The sequence below is a fragment of the Pseudomonas sp. LBUM1640 genome (assembly GCF_059716225.1).
The window spans coordinates 1,731,455-1,744,640 of sequence record NZ_CP166816.1 but is presented as its reverse complement, the minus strand read 5'-3'; the positions used below and the strand labels follow the sequence as shown (position 1 = coordinate 1,744,640).

The 13,186-nt window shown below is 59.8% G+C and carries 15 protein-coding genes and 1 pseudogene; 7 read left to right on the top strand and 9 right to left on the bottom strand.

The genetic code is table 11. The annotated features are described in order from the left end of the window. Positions 1-29 precede the first annotated feature (29 nt). The 5 genes from ACA065_RS07775 (at position 30) to ACA065_RS07755 (ending at position 2,723) form a co-directional block, all read left to right on the top strand. The gene (locus ACA065_RS07775; RefSeq protein WP_497694010.1) at positions 30-923 is read left to right on the top strand and encodes a LysR family transcriptional regulator; all 894 of its coding nucleotides are present in this window, start codon (positions 30-32) and stop codon (positions 921-923) included. 167 nt (positions 924-1,090) lie between these two features. Continuing rightward, positions 1,091-1,273 carry a type II toxin-antitoxin system HicA family toxin gene (locus tag ACA065_RS07770; protein ID WP_017736377.1) on the top strand — a complete coding sequence of 61 codons (183 nt, stop codon included), beginning with the start codon at positions 1,091-1,093 and terminating at the stop codon, positions 1,271-1,273. A gap of 22 nt (positions 1,274-1,295) precedes the next feature. Continuing rightward, positions 1,296-1,706, top strand: coding sequence for a type II toxin-antitoxin system HicB family antitoxin (locus tag ACA065_RS07765; protein ID WP_497694009.1), 411 nt, complete (start codon positions 1,296-1,298; stop codon positions 1,704-1,706). 84 nt (positions 1,707-1,790) lie between these two features. Then, a complete protein-coding gene (locus ACA065_RS07760) occupies positions 1,791-2,123 on the top strand; it encodes a hypothetical protein (protein ID WP_497694008.1) in 333 nt (110 codons plus the stop codon). A gap of 99 nt (positions 2,124-2,222) precedes the next feature. Continuing rightward, the gene (locus ACA065_RS07755; protein ID WP_497694007.1) at positions 2,223-2,723 is read left to right on the top strand and encodes a methylated-DNA--[protein]-cysteine S-methyltransferase; all 501 of its coding nucleotides are present in this window, start codon (positions 2,223-2,225) and stop codon (positions 2,721-2,723) included. On the opposite strand, the gene ACA065_RS07750 is transcribed toward ACA065_RS07755, so the two are convergent. Continuing rightward, positions 2,724-3,506, bottom strand: a complete 783-nt coding sequence (locus ACA065_RS07750) for a GNAT family N-acetyltransferase (RefSeq protein ID WP_497694006.1) — start codon at positions 3,504-3,506, stop codon at positions 2,724-2,726. Between the two features lie 178 nt (positions 3,507-3,684). Between ACA065_RS07750 and ACA065_RS07745 the strand changes: the two genes are divergently transcribed. Then, the gene (locus tag ACA065_RS07745) at positions 3,685-4,110 is read left to right on the top strand and encodes a low affinity iron permease family protein (RefSeq protein ID WP_497694005.1); all 426 of its coding nucleotides are present in this window, start codon (positions 3,685-3,687) and stop codon (positions 4,108-4,110) included. A gap of 67 nt (positions 4,111-4,177) precedes the next feature. Here the strand turns inward: ACA065_RS07745 and ltrA are convergent. The 5 genes and pseudogenes from ltrA to ACA065_RS07720 form a co-directional block, all read right to left on the bottom strand. Continuing rightward, a pseudogene (gene ltrA, locus ACA065_RS07740) lies at positions 4,178-5,600 on the bottom strand (group II intron reverse transcriptase/maturase). Between the two features lie 487 nt (positions 5,601-6,087). Beyond that, complete coding sequence (locus ACA065_RS07735) at positions 6,088-6,615, bottom strand: DUF4142 domain-containing protein (RefSeq protein WP_027604356.1); 528 nt, start codon at positions 6,613-6,615, stop codon at positions 6,088-6,090. Positions 6,616-6,734: 119 nt separating this feature from the next. Then, positions 6,735-7,376, bottom strand: a complete 642-nt coding sequence (locus ACA065_RS07730) for a LysE family translocator (RefSeq protein WP_497694004.1) — start codon at positions 7,374-7,376, stop codon at positions 6,735-6,737. Between the two features lie 54 nt (positions 7,377-7,430). Continuing rightward, on the bottom strand, positions 7,431-7,841 hold the full coding sequence (gene fos / locus ACA065_RS07725) for a fosfomycin resistance glutathione transferase (RefSeq protein ID WP_497694003.1): 411 nt from the start codon (positions 7,839-7,841) through the stop codon (positions 7,431-7,433). A 16-nt stretch (positions 7,842-7,857) separates the two neighbouring features. Then, positions 7,858-8,772 (bottom strand): LysR family transcriptional regulator, encoded by a 915-nt coding sequence (locus tag ACA065_RS07720; protein WP_497694002.1) that lies wholly within the window; start codon positions 8,770-8,772, stop codon positions 7,858-7,860. A gap of 77 nt (positions 8,773-8,849) precedes the next feature. Between ACA065_RS07720 and ACA065_RS07715 the strand changes: the two genes are divergently transcribed. Beyond that, a complete protein-coding gene (locus ACA065_RS07715) occupies positions 8,850-9,338 on the top strand; it encodes a DMT family transporter (protein ID WP_497694001.1) in 489 nt (162 codons plus the stop codon). On the opposite strand, the gene ACA065_RS07710 is transcribed toward ACA065_RS07715, so the two are convergent. Genes ACA065_RS07710 through ACA065_RS07700 form a run of 3 tightly spaced genes read right to left on the bottom strand, consistent with a single transcriptional unit; the run spans position 9,339 to position 12,861 of the window. Next, on the bottom strand, positions 9,339-10,670 hold the full coding sequence (locus ACA065_RS07710; RefSeq protein ID WP_497694000.1) for an MFS transporter: 1,332 nt from the start codon (positions 10,668-10,670) through the stop codon (positions 9,339-9,341). Positions 10,671-10,729: 59 nt separating this feature from the next. Continuing rightward, positions 10,730-11,671: a hydroxymethylglutaryl-CoA lyase gene (locus ACA065_RS07705; RefSeq protein WP_497693999.1), complete on the bottom strand. Its 942-nt coding sequence runs from the start codon at positions 11,669-11,671 to the stop codon at positions 10,730-10,732. Further along, complete coding sequence (locus tag ACA065_RS07700; RefSeq protein WP_497693998.1) at positions 11,668-12,861, bottom strand: CaiB/BaiF CoA transferase family protein; 1,194 nt, start codon at positions 12,859-12,861, stop codon at positions 11,668-11,670. The genes ACA065_RS07705 and ACA065_RS07700 overlap by 4 nt, the downstream gene beginning before the upstream one ends. Between the last annotated feature and the right edge of the window lie 325 nt (positions 12,862-13,186).

Below are 13,186 nucleotides of genomic sequence, written 5' to 3'. Positions count from 1 at the left end.
TTCGAACCGATCAATACCTAAGGATCAGGATGCTCGACCTACGCAAGCTGCGTTACTTTCTGATGGTCGCCGAAGAATTGCACTTCGGCCGCGCAGCACTTCGCCTGCACTTGGCTCAGCCGCCACTGACTCGGCAAATTTCGGCACTGGAAGCAGAGCTGGGGTTCAAGCTGTTCGATCGCACCAGCCGTACGGTTTCCCTCACTGCCCAAGGCCGTTCGTTCTTGCCTTATGCGCGCGGTGTGTTGGCGCAGGTTGAACTGGCGCAGGTCATCGCCGGCAAATTGGCGGCGGGCACCGCAGGCCAATTGTCACTCGGGTATGTGAGCTCAATCGCGCTGTCGGATCTGTTCAGCCAGGCGATCCAGGCTTTCGCCCAGCGCTTTCCCGATGTGCAGTTGACCTTGGTGGAGTGCGCCTCCGGCAGCTTGGGCGCACAGGTGGCGGACGGGCGGCTGGATATCGGGCTGAGCCGGCTGTTACCGCAAAGCCCGCAGGTGCAAGCGCTGTCTCTTGGTGAGGAGCGATTGTTTGCCGCGGTGCCCAGTGACAGCCCGTTGGCCAGGCAGGCTGAAGTCAGCCTGGCGCAGCTCAATGCTTACCCGTTGATTCTGTTCCCGCCAGATTATGGGTCGGGTTTGAACCAGTCCATTGAGCAACTGTACCGACACCATGGTGTGCCCTTGCGTGCCGGGCCGACCGGGCGACAGATTACCTCGATCATTGCGCTGGTAGCCGCCGGGCAAGGCGTGGCATTGGTGCCCGAATGTACGCAGAGTTTGATGAACAAGGGCGTCACGTATAAGCCGATGGCCGAGGCAGATGCCTGCGCCCAACTGCTGGTACTGACGCCGACAACAAGAAAAAGTGTGTTGGCTGAAGCATTTCTGGCCGTTCTTGAGCAGACTTTACATACCGCGTAACACCTCGAAAAACCTCGCAATACCTCTCTCCGGCGCCATTCCTGCGGCCTCATACACTTCATTCAACGCTTACCGAAACGCCGGTCGTCGACCGTCGGTAGGTAGAGTGTTGATAATTTATCTTCAGTGGTTATAGTCACCACCAACACACACCACAAGGAGGTGATGTGGATAGCCGATATTTGATAGGTCACATTGTTGCGGACGGCTGGTATCTGGTGCGCACACGGGGCAGTCATCACCACTTCAAACACCCGACAAAACCAGGGTTGGTGACGATTCCTCATCCAAAGAAGGACCTGTTGGACAAGACCGCCAAGAGCATTTTGAAACAGGCTCTGCTGAGCTGACCGTCCCTGGAGGGCAATAGACATGCTTTACCCCATCGCAATTTCAACCGGTGACGAGGGCCACGCCTGGGGGGTCGAAGTCCCGGATATTCCTGGCTGCTACTCAGCCGGTGATGACCTGGACGACGCCATGGCCATGGCCCGGGAAGCGATCGAAGGGCACTTCGAGATTCTCGCGGAAGATGGCTCGCCGATTCCCACTGCCCAGAAGGTTACCTTGCACGCGGCCAACCCCCACTACGCTGGCTGCACCTGGGCTGTGGTGGACATTGATGTCACCAAGTACCTGGGCAAAGCGCAGAAGCTCAACATTACCCTGCCAGGTTATCTGTTGAATCGCATCGATGAATATGTGCAGAACCACCCTGAAGAAAAAAGCCGCTCGGGGTTTCTGGCGTCGGCGGCACTTAAAGTATTGCAACAGGACCGCTAGCGGCGGCTCAGTAAAGTCTTACGGCGGCAATGAACCCGCATCGTGATGATGTCGGCTCGTCTGTCTGACATCGGGAATACTGCAATGCTTGAACCCACACAACGCATGCCAAAAACTCCGCTACGCCAAGTAGTGGGCTGGGTACTGGTGTTGCCACTACTGGTCTCGTTTGTGCCGCTGCCATTTCCCCTTGGGTTGTTCCTGGCGTTGGGGGCGATTGCTGCGTCGGCGTATGGCGTATGGTTTGCCAGGCGCCATGCCGGCAGACGCGTGACCGTGTTCGCATTGATCGTCACGCTGCTCAATATGCTTTCGTTGGTGGCATTTGGGGAAGTCTCTGTACTCCTGGGGCTTTATAGAATCTCCTGGCTCTACTGGCACCCGTACTACGCCGAGTGGGTGAGCTGGAACCTCTAGACGCCGGGAGAATTTGATCGCAAGAAACGTAGTTTTCCTTCGCTCGGGTAGAACTACAGTAGCGCTGTACTTATTGAATGCCCTTCGAGGAATCAACTCATGTCCTACGAATACAAGCTCATGCCCTCCCCCGTCGGCCAGCTCACCCTGGTGACGCGCGATGGCAAACTCAACGCGATCCTGTGGGAAAAAGAACGTGCCAACCGCGTGCCCTTGGGGGAGTTGCATGAAGCCAACGACAGCCCGGTGCTGTTGGAGGCCGAGCGCCAGTTACGGGAATACTTCGCCGGCACTCGCAGCCAATTCGAGCTGGAACTGGACTTCACCGGCACCGACTTTCAGAAACAAGTGTGGCAAGCACTGCTGACCATCCCCTTTGGCGAAACCCGCAGCTACCGCCAGATCGCCCAGCAGATCGGCAACCCCAAGGCGGTGCGCGCAGTGGGCGCGGCCAACGGGCGCAACCCAATCTCGATCATTGCGCCTTGCCACCGAGTGATAGGCGCCTCAGGCGGGCTGACCGGGTTCGCCGGAGGGCTTGAGGCCAAGCAGTATCTGTTGGCGCTTGAGGATCGCAGCCAAGTAAAACTTGGCTTTTGATTACGCGCCTGCGAGCGGTCCACGGGTAAAGGACAGATAGTCGAACAAACGCACGAACCCCAAGTTTTGATACAGCGAGCAGCCGTCCACCGTCGCCTCAAGAAAGCATCGCTGGGCCCCCAGACTCGATGCGTGAAGCAGGGCGGTATGGATCAATCGAGTGGCATAACCTCTGCGACGAAAGCCCATCATCGTGGCGACATCGTTAAGCCTGGCCTCCCCCTCGCACATAGACAGCGTCAGCGAGCACCTCACCTGCCCCTCGTCGGTCAAGGTGAAGTGGTAAAGCTCTTGACCCGCTTCAAGGGCACGCTGCTGCCGGGCCTGATAACCCGCAACATTCTCGGCCGGTTTCAAAAACGCACTGGCAAAGGATTCAGTCCAATCGTTCATGGTGCGAGTCAGATTGATCTGCACATCGCTATCGTTTACCCAAGGCGCGAGGTTTGACAGTTCGAAGGCCATCGCGGTGGTCTTTTCGGTAGGCTGAAAGCCGAGCGCCGTGAGCACCGCGCTTAACCCCTTGACCTTTTCCTCGTGAATTACGATGCGTATTTCCAGCACAGTACGCCGGATCAGGTCCAGCAACGCAGTCGGTAGCTCATCCGACGCAGCGCTGCCGACTTGGATAAACAACAGGTTAAACGCGTTGAAATGTTCGTCAGTGAAATAGGCGTTGAGACAGGCGCCGTATCGGCGATGCGTTTGGCAGACTGCGGCGAAAAAATGCTCTTCGGTCTGATGACAGAGTGCGACCAAGTCGCAAGCGGCGTTAGCATGCATGGGGATTACCCGGATAAAAACCCAGTCTTGCGCACGCGACTAAAAGGCGCCGTAGGCCCATTCCTAAAAAATCGGAAAGAAAAAGCACAACTTTGTTCAACTCGCCCAATTGTAAAAAGAAATTTCACCGCGTAGCTGCGGTCAGTATTTTCATCACCCACCTATTAGGAAAACGGTCATGAAATTCTCTGCAGTCTCCCAATCTCTGTCCCGCTGGGCAGGCAGTGCCCGGACGTTTTATGCGGCCGTCGCGTTGATTTTCCTGTGGAGCCTGAGCGGGCCGTACTTCCACTACAACGACACCTGGCAGCTGATCATCAACACCTCGACCACCATCATTACCTTCCTGATGGTGTTCCTTATCCAAAATACGCAGAACCGCGACAACGACATCCTGCATATCAAGATTGATGAGCTGCTGCGCGTTTCCAAGGATGCCCAGAACGCAGTGTTGAGCCTGGATGGCCTGGACCGCAAAGAGTTGGAACATCTGCGCAAGCAATATCGCAGCATCGGCGACACCCGTAGCGTCACGCTCAACAGCAGCTGTGGCGAAGTGGTCGACGATGCGGTAGCGAATAAAACCGATCTGAACCAGGCATAGAGTAGGAGGCGGATTCACATCCGCCGTCCTCTCACACCACCGTACGTACGGTTCCGTATACGGCGGTTCAGGTTATGCGGTTAAGCCGGTTTATCGTGTCCAGTATTGAGACCAGCCCGAGTCTGTCCCACAGTTTCTTCGGCAACGCCTGATTCATGTGTGACGCTCCCGAGTTCCACCATGGGCCTCGACCGTTAAAGGCAGATTTACAGGCGCGATCTTCAGTGAGCCCCAAGCGTATTAGGTTACGCGCCCTCGTGGAGGGCCGTTTCCATTGGCGCCACAAGACGCACCGAAGTTTATGCCGCACCCAGCCGTCCAACTTTTCGAGGGCCTTTTTGCCCTGACTCAGCTTGAAGTAGCCCGCCCAACCGCGCAAAACAGGGTTTATTCGCTCGATAGTCCTGACCATCTTGCAACCCCGCGCTCCGCGCAGAAGAACTCTGAGTCGATCACGCAAGCGGCCCAGGCTCATCGTTGCCACTCTTAGCCTCGGCTGTTGATGCCAGCTCATCCCGTAACCCAGGTAATCGCAAACCCATGGCCGTGCCACGTGGCTCTTTTCCCGATTCAGCGTCAGTTTCAGACGCTGATTCAGGAAACGCTCAACTCCGGCCAGCACTCGTTCGCCTGCACGGAGACTACGTACATAAATGTTCGCATCGTCGGCATAACGAACGAAGCGATGGCCCCGCCGCTCCAACTCCCGGTCGAGTTCGTTGAGCAGGATGTTCGACAGCAACGGCGAGAGCGGGCCGCCTTGCGGCGTCCCTTCCTGCCGTCGGCTGGCGATCCCGCCCGACATAACTCCCGCTTCAAGGTAACGGCGGATCAGTCTGAGTACGCGTTTGTCTTCGACATGACGCTCAACTTTGGCCATCAACACGTCGTGATTCACTCGATCAAAGAACTTCTCAAGATCAAGTTCCACGCACCAGCGGTAACCCGCTGCAACATGGTCACGGGCTGTTTCGATGGCTTGGTGGGCGCTTCTGCCCGGACGAAAACCGTAGCTGTAGTCCGAGAACAGAGGGTCGAAGATCGGCGTGAGCTGTTGCAGCAAAGCCTGTTGGATCAGGCGATCCACGACATTGGGGATACCCAGTTGGCGTGTTCCACCCTTGGGTTTGGGGATTTCGACAGCGCGTACACCTTGCGGGTGATACTCGCCTACCAGCAACCGAGCCTTGAGGATCGGCCAATACTGTTTCACATAGCCCGCCAACTGGTCGACCGTCATGCCATCGGCACCCGGTGCGCCCTTGTTGCTGACCACGCGTTGATACGCACGCTTTAGGTTGGCGGGTGCGAGCACCCGCTCCATCAGCGTGTTCGGCTCCGCGTTCGTCCACGTCACAGACGTCGCCGATGTCTGCGCACTGCCAGCCGCAAGCCTCGGATTCCGTCCGGGACTTGGGGTTACAGCTCTCGTGTTGAGAGATTCCTGCTTTATCGACATTCAGCGAGACTCTGACGCCTACTGGCGGCATAACCTGTTCGGCCCTTGGTGGCCTGGTTTTTTTTCGCCACTTACTACGGCCTCGGCTGACTTCTGCAGGCTCATCCCGTCGCCTCTCGACGCCGGTAGCACAGTGGCAAACCTACAGATCTCCCAGGGTAATTCGCGCGACCTTCCTGCTTATGCCTGTCGGATATACGTCGTAGCGTTCCGTGCAGGTATTGGGCTTTAACGATTTATGCCGTCTTACCCCGCTACGCCGCCTCTATCCGCTTCCTGTTCGTCAGGCCAGCATTTTGCCTCGGGCTTCCTTCAGATTCGCAGTCACCCGCGACACCCTTGCCTCTGGCTAACACTTCCCCTTGCCGGGTGTGTAGAGGACTTTCACCTCCAAGTCACCAGCGAGGCCACCACAGCCAAGCTGGTTGCGCTTCGCGCAACGCGCCATGCCTGGCGCACATAAAAAAACGGCGGTTGGACTTGATCCAACCGCCGTTTTTCCAGTTCAACTAAACGAATCAACCGTCGCCTTGATGACCTTTACCGTAGGTCGACGCCAGGGCGCGGGCTTTTTGCAAACGCTCTTCCAGCTTGGGCAGGGTCTCGTCCACCAGTGCTTTTATCTCTGGCACATCCGACGCTGCGCCTTCTCTCTTGAACAGCGCGATGGCGTCTTCGTTTTCCTTGACCTGCTGCGCGGTGTAGGCGGCGTCAAAGGAGTCGCCGTCCTTGAGTTCAGGCATCAGGGTTTCGGCCTTGTCGACGATCTTCTCGCGCGGCGCCACTGGCAAGTCGAGCTTCTTGGCGATTGCCGCCAAATGCTGGTTGGCCAGGGTCCGTTCGTTGATGACCTCGATGGTGTAGTCCTTGATTTCCTGGGACGAAGTCTTGGCGTGGGCCATGCGACTGGTTTCGATATCGGCCATACCTTTGGCCGAAGCCTGCTCGATGAATTCAGCAGGCGACTGGGCGAAAGCATTGCTGGCGCCGAGGCCCAGCAGCATCGCAAAACTGGCGGTGCGTAACCGGATAGCCATGCGGCTCATGATGGGTTCCTCCAGGGCAAAAATAGGTGCGGGGAAATACACCCCGCCCTGAATTCGAATTTTCAGGGCGGCAAAGGTTTAGAAAAAACTTCCCGGTGCGACGAACGGTCGTCGTCGCATCAGGCCGACTTACTGCCGAACAGGCCCGGTAATGCGTGTGCCAGCGCATTGATGGCGAAGCCGATGAACATCACGCCACACAATTTAGTGATCAGGATTTCATGGCGCTGATACACCGTGCGCACGCGCTGGGCGCCCACCACGCCGATCAGAATCGCGTAGGCCAGCAGGCCACCGATGAAGCTCAGGACGATCAACGACGGCAGCATCGCCCAGGTCAGCAACTCGGCACGGCTGGACAGCAGCGCCGTAAAAGTCGCCACCGCCACCGGATAGGCCTTGGGGTTGGTCAGGCCGAACAGGATGCCGTGCCAGAACGGATGCCGCGCCGCGCCCTGAGGCGCATCGCTGCTGCGGCGCTGGGTGCGAATGGCGCGCCAGCCGAGCCAGAACAAGTACAACCCGCTGAGCACACCCAATACATCAAACGCACTGCTGCCAACTTCCCGCGCGCCCACAATGGCGATCAGCGCGGTACTGCACCACACCACGTCACCCAGCAAGTGCCCACACAGGAACCCCGCCCCGGCGCGCCGGCCACGCGCAGCGCCGATGCCGAACACGGCCAGGACACCAGGCCCCGGCGTAATCCCGTAGATAAAACCCGAAGCGAGGACGGCAAACAGCAAGGATGGGGTCATGGGCGCGACTCTGACAAACGGTTGAGAGGTGCAGGGATTCTGCACGTTCTGGCGCTAAGGGTAAAACTTCATTCCCGCATAGGGCTTGGCCCGACAGGCCTGCAGCCGCGTGGCCAAATCGCCCACATGCACTTCGAGCTTGTGCCCGTCGGGGTCGAGAAAATAGAACGAAGCGCCTTCACTGCGGTTGTCGCGCCACTCCGGCACCTTAGCGGCGCGCAGGCGCGCCACCAACGCAGTGAAATCACTGACATCCGTCGTGAACGCGTAGTGAGTGTATTCCGCCGCCGGTGCCGTCGGGCGCAAAGGGTCAAGCGACAAACACAGCCACAAACCGGGCAATGAGAGGTAGGCGCCGCTGTCCCACGTCGCGTCGAGCTGAAGTTGCAGCAGCTCATGGTAGAAGCGGATGCTGCGGTTCAAATCGGTGACGGCAAGGGTCAGGTGGTTGAAGCCTGAAAGCATTATTATTTTCCTGTTATCAAAGGTCGTCGGACACTACACCCTGCACCTGCCCAATCAACCACTGCAACCCCGAATCGCCACCCCGCCGCGCATGCCATGCCAGCTCAACGGCAAACGAGGGAATATGAAACGGCGGCGACACGGCCAACAGGTGCTGCTGATCAATGCTGAGCAAGCCCCTGGATGACACCGTCAGAATCAGGTCGGTGCCCTGGATCAACTGCGGCGCCACGCCCCAGTGCGGCAGGCTGATCGTCACATGCCGGCGCTCCCGAATAGCCGTCAACGCCCGCTCGATTTCCGGGGTGCCGCTGCCGCGCATTTCCAGCAACACATGCGGGCGCGACAAATAGGTGGGCAGGTCGAGCGTGCCACCCGCCGGCAGGCTGTTACGGTCGACCAGGCAGGTGTAGTGCTCCTCGAACAAGGGCGTGGTGCGCAGTTCGGCGGGCCTATCGGGAAATACCCCTGCGGCCATGTCGAGGTCGCCATTAAGTACGCCGTCCACCATGCCTTCACGGCTGGCCTGGATGATTTGCAGGTCGATGCCTGGGGCTTCGCGGCGCAGGGTGCGGACCAGCCCCGGCAGGAAAATCGCCGCGCTGTAGTCCGACATTGCCACGCGAAACCTGCGCTTGGCCGACGCCGGGTCAAACCGGTTCGGCGCCAGCAGCGCCTGCACCTGGGCCAAGGCCTCAGCCAATGGCGTCGCCAACTCCAAGGCGCGCGCGGTCGGCACCAACGCGCCGCCCTGACGCACCAGCAAGGGGTCACTCAGCACATCACGCAAACGCGCCAACGCATGGCTGACTGCCGGCTGGCTCAAGTGCAGGCGCTCAGCAGCGCGGGTGACGTGTTGCTCGCTGAGCAAGGCATCCAGTATCACCAGCAGGTTGAGGTCGATGCGGCGCAGATCATTCATCAGCTGCATGCTCGGCATAAGAACTTGGAATTTAAATTTGCGTGACGAATAGCCTAGAGTCCAGCAAAACCTCTGGGAGATTCGAAATGACGACGTTGCACTGGGCAGGTTTGTTGGCGCTGGCGGTAATTGCCGGCGCAGTGGTGCCGTTTCAAAGCGCGATTAATGCCAACCTCGGGCGTGGGCTCGGCCACCCATTGTGGGCCACCCTGGCCTCCCTGCTGGTGAGCATTATCGTGCTGCTGCCGGTGATTCTGGCCCTGCGTTTACCGCTGCCGAGCCTGGCGTTTATCACTAAGGCGCCGTTGTGGATGTGGGCCGGCGGTGCATTTGGCGTGTGCTTTATTTCCCTGGCGTTGATGCTGCTGCCCAAGCTCGGCGCGTCGGGCTTTATCGCCTTGGCCATGGCCGGGCAGATTCTCGCTTCGCTGCTGCTCGATCACTTTGGGCTGTTCGGCCTGGCGGAACGCCAACTGACAACGCCCCGCGTGCTGGGGGCGTTGTTGTTGATCGGTGGGGTGGCGTTGATTCAGTTCAGCAGCACGCCCGCCCGTGCATTGGCGACGGCGGGCTGATCAGCCCTTGTCCAGCGTGCGCAATTTTTGCGGCAAGCCCCATAGCACTAGCGCCGCCGCCAACAGCGCACATACGCCGATCACATACAGCGCCGGGGTGGTGCTACCGGTGAGGTCCTTGATCCGCCCCACCATCACCGGGCTGACGATGCCACCGAACTGACCCAATGTGTTGATCACCGCGATGCCACCGGCCGCACCTGCCCCGGCGCCCGCCAGCAGTTTGGGCGGCAGGGTCCAGAAGGTCGGGATCGCGGCGATGATGCCCGCGCCCAACATGCCCAGGGCGATGATCAGGAAGGTGGTGTGGTCGGCAAAAATCCCGGCGCAGAAGAAACCCACCGCCCCCAACACCACCAAGCCGCAGACAAACTTGCGACGTTCGCCGGTGGCGTCCGACAGCCGCCCGATCACCACCATGCTGATTGCGCCGCACACATAGGGAATCGCGGTGAGCAGGCCGATCATCACCGGGCTTTGGGTGCCGGCGCTGCGGATCAATTGTGGCGCCCAGAAGTTGAGGCCGTAGGACGCGACCTGGATCAGGAAGTAAATAAAGCCGAGCATCAGGAAGCCAGGAATGCGGATCGCCGACAGCAGCGAACCACCGTGTGAGTTCGGTTCATGCTTGGAGATTCTGCTCGACAGCAAGGTCTTTTCCGCCGGCGTCAGCCAATGCGCGTCTTCAATGCGGTCTTTGAGCAACGTCAGCACCAGAAAGCCCAGGCCGATGCAGGGCAAGCCGCCGAGAAGGAACAACCAGTGCCAGCCGCGCATCTGCAGCACGCCATCGAGATGTTCCAACACCAGCCCCGAGAACGGCGCGCCGACCAAGCCTGCGAAGGCCGAAGCCAGAAACAGCATCGAGGTGATGCGCCCACGGAAGTGCTGCGGGAACCACAACGTGAGGTAATACAGCACGCCCGGCGCAAACCCCGCCTCCATCGCACCGATGATGAAACGCAGGCCGTAGAACTGCCATTCGGCGGTGACAAACACCATGGCCGCCGTGGCCAGGCCCCACGACATCATGATCCGCGCGATCCAGCGCCGCGCGCCGACCTTGTACAGCATCATGTTGCTGGGCACTTCGAAAATCACATAGCCGACCACGAACAGCCCGGCACCCAGGCCATAAGCGGTGTCGCTCAGGCTCAGGTCGGTTTGCAGCTGGAACTTGGCAAAGCTGATGTTGATGCGGTCAAAAAACGCGAACAAATAGCACACCATGATCAGCGGCATCAGGCGCCAGGCGACCTTGCTGACCAGGGCTTTTTCGGCATCGATCTCAGCGGCCGGGCGCGCGCCGGCCTCCAACGTATTAGTGCTCATGCTTTCTCTCCAGCGGGCTGCTCACAGGCGCCCGATTGTTTTTGTTGTCTGGTACGGCGTTACAGCGTGGCGATGTAAGCGGGTGGCGGATGCAGGTCGCCATTGCGCCCAGCCTTGGCGACCTGGCCGGGCAGCTCATGGCCGAGCAGCGCTGGCAGGCGGCGGGACATGTGCAGCAGGTGCGGCAGGTCGATACCGGTGTGAATCCCGACCTCGTCGCACAGGTTGACCACGTCTTCGGTGCAGATATTGCCCGACGCCCCCGGCGCAAATGGGCAGCCGCCCAGGCCACCCAAGGCCGCATCAAAACGTCGGGCACCGGCCTCATAAGCGGCCAGCACATTGCACAAACCCAGGCCGCGGGTGTTGTGAAAATGCAGGGTCAGATCGCTGGCAGGCACGCGCTGCAACACGCGCTTGACCAAGCGCTGCACCTGGCGCGGGTTGGCCATGCCAGTGGTGTCGGCGAGGGTGATGCCCTGGATGCCCAACTCGCGGTAGGCGTCGACAATTTGCAGCACGCGGTCTTCATCAATCTTGCCTTCGAACGGGCAGCCGAAGGTGGTGGCAATGCTGGCGTTGAGGTGCACCGGGTAGTCGGCGGCGAAGCTCACGATGTCTTCAAATGCCGCCAGCGACGCCTCGCAACGCATGCGCATGTTGGCAAGGTTATGGGTCTGGCTGGCGGACATCACCAGGTTCAGCTCGTCGGCGCGGGACTCGATGGCGCGCTGGGCGCCCTTGAGGTTGGGGATCAGCGCCACATAGATCACACCGGGTTTGCGCGCGATGCCCTGGAACACCTGCTCGCCATCACGCAGTGCCGGGATGGCCTTGGGCGAGACGAACGAACCGGCTTCGATTCGCGAAAAACCAGCCAGGGACAGCTCGTTAATCAGCGTGATTTTGTCGGCGGTTTCAACCCAGGTCGGTTCAATTTGCAGACCATCGCGCGGGGACACTTCCTGCACGATCAGCGGGTCGGAATAATCGGTGATCATTGCACCACTCCCGAGGTTTTCAAGCGTTGGATATCCGCCCCGGTCAGGCCCAGGCCGGCAAGGATGTCGTCGGTATGTTGGCCCAATGTCGGGCCTTGCCAGTTCACCGCGCCAGGGGTTTCGGACAGCTTGGGCACGATGCCGGGCATTTTCACCGACACGCCACCGGGCAGCTCGGCATAGAGCAACATGTCGCGCGCCTGGTAGTGCGGGTCGCTGACAATATCGGCCACCGAATAAATACGCCCGGCCGGCACTTCTGCGGCTTCCAGGGCGGCGAGCACCTGGTCGATGGGCAGGCTGCTGGTCCAGTGGGTGATCGCCGCGTCGAGCAAAGTACTTTTCGCCGCGCGGCCATCGTTGTGGGCAAACTCAGGCGCTTCAGCCAGGTCGGCGCGGCCGATGGTGGTCATCAGGCGCTTGTAGATCGGGTCGCTGTTACCGGCGATCACCACGTAAGCGCCATCGGCGGTCAGGTAGGTGTTGGATGGCGCGATACCGGGCAAGGCACCGCCGCTGCGTTCGCGCACATGGCCGAGCATGTCGTACTCGGGCACCAGGCTTTCCATCAGGTTGAACACGCTTTCGGCCAGTGACACATCGACAATCTGCCCATCGCCCTGGCCGGTCTTGACCCGCAGCAGCGACATCAGCGCACCGATCACACCATGCAGCGACGCGAGGGAATCGCCCAGGCTCACGCCAACCCGTGCCGGTGGCGAATCCGGGTTGCCGGTGGTGTAGCGGATGCCCCCCATGGCCTCGCCGATGGCACCGAAGCCTGGGCGGTCACGGTAAGGGCCGGTCTGGCCGTAGCCGGAGATGCGCACCAGGGTGAGTTTAGGGTTAAGGGCGTGCAGCACATCCCAGCCCAGGCCGAGCTTTTCCAGGCCGCCAGGGCGCAGGTTTTCGATCAACACGTCGGCGTCGCCCAGCAGTTGCTTGATCAAGCCCAGGCCTTGCGGGGACTTGAGGTCCAGGGCCAGGGACTTCTTGTTGCGCGATTGCAGATACCACCACAGCGATGTGCCTTCGTGCAGCTTTCGCCATTTACGAAGCGGATCGCCCTGGCCCATGGCTTCGATCTTGATCACCTCGGCGCCAAATTCGGCCATCAGCCGGGCGGCGAACGGCGCGGCAATCAGGGTGCCGATCTCGATCACCTTGATACCGCTCAATGGAGCCGTCATGGGGTGTGCCTCTTATTCTTGGAATGTGAGGATAAGGCTAGAGGATTGGCGTAGGAGAAATCCAACCGTCAGTTGGCAAGGAGCGTTCGCGAAATACGAACGGTTTTTTATGTGGCGCTTTTTGTGTGTATATCCGTTGTTTGCGGGATGGCTGAGATGGGTTCCGCCCTTACGGCGGGTCACTTTTGAAAAGAGCCCAAAAGTAACCAAAAGGCTCTTGCCCCACCACTCGGCACCTCGCCTCCGGCTCGGTGTGCCCTCACGCAGGCTTTGGAGCGGGGGCCGCCGCGATGGGCCATCCTTGGCCCAGCGCGGCTAAACCGGC

Bases quoted from the DNA above. Each gene is read 5' to 3' on its own strand.
- ACA065_RS07775 (WP_497694010.1), top strand. From the start codon at position 30: ATGCTCGACCTACGCAAGCTGCGTTACTTTCTGATGGTCGCCGAAGAA.
- ACA065_RS07765 (WP_497694009.1), top strand. From the start codon at position 1,296: ATGCTTTACCCCATCGCAATTTCAACCGGTGACGAGGGCCACGCCTGG.
- ACA065_RS07760 (WP_497694008.1), top strand. From the start codon at position 1,791: ATGCTTGAACCCACACAACGCATGCCAAAAACTCCGCTACGCCAAGTA.
- ACA065_RS07755 (WP_497694007.1), top strand. From the start codon at position 2,223: ATGTCCTACGAATACAAGCTCATGCCCTCCCCCGTCGGCCAGCTCACC.
- ACA065_RS07750 (WP_497694006.1), bottom strand. From the start codon at position 3,506: ATGCATGCTAACGCCGCTTGCGACTTGGTCGCACTCTGTCATCAGACC.
- ACA065_RS07745 (WP_497694005.1), top strand. From the start codon at position 3,685: ATGAAATTCTCTGCAGTCTCCCAATCTCTGTCCCGCTGGGCAGGCAGT.
- ACA065_RS07735 (WP_027604356.1), bottom strand. From the start codon at position 6,615: ATGAGCCGCATGGCTATCCGGTTACGCACCGCCAGTTTTGCGATGCTG.
- ACA065_RS07730 (WP_497694004.1), bottom strand. From the start codon at position 7,376: ATGACCCCATCCTTGCTGTTTGCCGTCCTCGCTTCGGGTTTTATCTAC.
- fos (WP_497694003.1), bottom strand. From the start codon at position 7,841: ATGCTTTCAGGCTTCAACCACCTGACCCTTGCCGTCACCGATTTGAAC.
- ACA065_RS07720 (WP_497694002.1), bottom strand. From the start codon at position 8,772: ATGCAGCTGATGAATGATCTGCGCCGCATCGACCTCAACCTGCTGGTG.
- ACA065_RS07715 (WP_497694001.1), top strand. From the start codon at position 8,850: ATGACGACGTTGCACTGGGCAGGTTTGTTGGCGCTGGCGGTAATTGCC.
- ACA065_RS07710 (WP_497694000.1), bottom strand. From the start codon at position 10,670: ATGAGCACTAATACGTTGGAGGCCGGCGCGCGCCCGGCCGCTGAGATC.
- ACA065_RS07705 (WP_497693999.1), bottom strand. From the start codon at position 11,671: ATGATCACCGATTATTCCGACCCGCTGATCGTGCAGGAAGTGTCCCCG.
- ACA065_RS07700 (WP_497693998.1), bottom strand. From the start codon at position 12,861: ATGACGGCTCCATTGAGCGGTATCAAGGTGATCGAGATCGGCACCCTG.